The 2,464-nt window shown below is 35.6% G+C and carries 1 protein-coding gene and 2 pseudogenes; all 3 read left to right on the top strand.

Annotated elements, in window-relative coordinates; genetic code table 11:
• A pseudogene (locus B0A78_RS13675) lies at positions 1–474 on the top strand (type VI secretion system Vgr family protein); the annotation flags it as partial.
• Between the two features lie 2 nt (positions 475–476).
• Positions 477–2,096, top strand: a complete 1,620-nt coding sequence (locus tag B0A78_RS13670; protein ID WP_097609775.1) for a phospholipase effector Tle1 domain-containing protein — start codon at positions 477–479, stop codon at positions 2,094–2,096.
• Positions 2,089–2,464 (top strand): annotated as a pseudogene (locus tag B0A78_RS13665) (DUF2931 family protein); the annotation flags it as partial. The gene B0A78_RS13670 and the pseudogene B0A78_RS13665, both read left to right, overlap by 8 nt.

Genomic DNA, 2,464 nt, shown 5'->3' with positions numbered 1-2,464 from the left:
GGCAATGATGTAAAAGCCATAAAAACCCGTAGCGGTATAGAAACCCTTGCAAACGATGCCGAAGGAAGCTGGAAACAAAGCACCCCAGATGGTAACTACTTACAATTTGATGGACAAGGCAACGCTACACTTAATATCCCTGAAAATTTATTAATTAATGTAGGTGGAAATTTAAATATTCAAGTAGGTAAAAATTTAATGACCTCCGTAACGTTAGATAATATGGAAACCACAAACGGTAATAAAAACGTATCGGTAGGTATTGCATACGCACTATCTGTCACTACTAATTATATAGCTAATATCATGGGGTCTTTTAGAAAATATGTTAAGGGCGATATAGAAAGCCATACCGATAAAGAACATAAAACAGTTAGTTTAAAAGAACTCAATGTTTTTAGTGAAGGAAAAATGGAACACCATTCTGAAAGTGAAGTACAAAACAACAGTGCCGAAAAATCTAATTCACACTAATTATGAGTATAGAAATAATTGCCGAAGGAAATATAAACATGAGCAGTAAAGGAAAAACGGTTCTAAAGTCTAAAGAAAAAATTAAACATACTAGCAATACTAAAATAGTACAAAAAGGTAAAGATAAGGGAATTAGCTACAATACCAACAAACCTATAAATGAGAGTGATCATCCCGTGAGTTTTACAGACCTAACTATTAATATTTATTTTGACGGAACCCAAAACAATAAAAACAATACCCTTTCCAGGGAACAAAATAATGCTATTTATAAAGAAATGTCTAATAAAAAAGACGATAGCTATATGAACGACTATACCAATGTGGCGCGTGGTTATGATATAACAGAAGACAGCCCCTTACAAGGAAAAGTCTATATAGAAGGCGTGGCAACAGAAGACGATCAAGAAGACGATAGTGCTTCATTAGCAACAGGGATAAGTAAAGAACAAATGATAGGCATAGGAACGGGGACCGGTATAGCCGAAAAAGTAGAAAAAGGATGTGTTAAAGCCGCTGAAAAAGTAAAAGAAAAGTTCAGAAAGTTAGGAAAGGAAAAGCTTCGCATTTTATTTATCAATGTTTATGGTTTTAGTCGTGGTGCTACCACAGCCCGCCATTTTATACATATAGCCAGTACGCCATCTACAATAGAAGATGGTTTTAGGGGTATGCATTTATGCTCGCCTTCTAAAAAATTACATAAAATTACGAAAGAACATCCGTTATACATAAAGCACGGTTTTTTTGGGTACCAGTTAGTCCAAAATAAAGTGATTCCAGAACGTATTGTTTTTAATTTTGTAGGCTTGTACGATACCGTTTCATCAGAAGGAGTTTATCATGATAATGATGTAGAAGTGCTAGGACTGGATGCAATACGCAAAGCTAAAATGGTTTTTCAAATTGCAGCCGATGATGAATACCGCGAAAACTTTGACCTCACTAATATAAACAGTGCTGGATTACACGGCTTAGAACTAACCTTACCAGGCGTACATAGCGATATAGGCGGTTCGTATTTACCGCATAGTATTGAAAATTCAGTACTATTTCAAGGAACAGGCGCTTCTAATAAAAGTAAAGCTGAAAAATATAAAGAAATTCTCATAAAAGAAGGTTGGTTTAACAAAAAACAACTCTACATTACAAGGGAACTTATAAGTTCCAGAGAAGCTGACTTTAAGTATAAACTAAAAGGAAAGCGTATGCTTGAAAACACCTATGACAAAATTCCTTTTAATATGATGGTACAAATTTCAGAGCAATTTGAGGTGAAGTATCAAAAGACATTAAAGGATACTAAAATAGTAATTACCGACCCTGTGGTTAAAAAAGCCTATGAGCAATTACAAACCTATGCCGCAAAATGTCAAAATTTCAGGAATGAATGTATTCGTACTCAGGATGCGGCACGATACATACGCTATTTAAACCAACCCAAAAAAATAAGTTATCTCGATTTTATAGCACTCCCAGTGCTTAAAGAACTTCGAAACAGGTATTTTCATTGGTCTGTACGCGCAGATGCATTTGGGCTTAATGAGCGTACAAATGCCTTAGGGATAGAACCTGGCCCACAAACTTTTGACAAACGCAAACGAGAAATACAAAATGGATAAATTAATACAACAAGCAATGGTACTATTACTTTTGTTTACTATAAGTTGCAATACGATGAAGAAAGAAGCACCACCGCAATGGACACCCGAGATGTGTCAGCCTAAAGAAACATTAGGAGAAAATACTAATATATATAGGGTAGAACTAGTAGAAGACGAAATATACACCCTTGAAGGAAAAATAGCCCACATGCCCTTTGGCGGTTCCTCTGGTGAATGGGGGGCTTCTGGAGCAAGTTATACAGATCAATACGGCACTCCTATAGGCGCTACTATTGTATATTATGCAGGCTATGAAGACAAGTTTTATAGGCTAGAGGCGAAATTTGACGTAGAAAAAATGAAAAAACTCGTAAAAGAAATTCATT

The organism is Flavobacterium columnare NBRC 100251 = ATCC 23463, from assembly GCF_002530675.1.
Classification (GTDB): domain Bacteria; phylum Bacteroidota; class Bacteroidia; order Flavobacteriales; family Flavobacteriaceae; genus Flavobacterium; species Flavobacterium columnare.
Note: the sequence above shows the minus strand (reverse complement) of the source record. Positions and strands in the feature narration are given on the sequence as shown.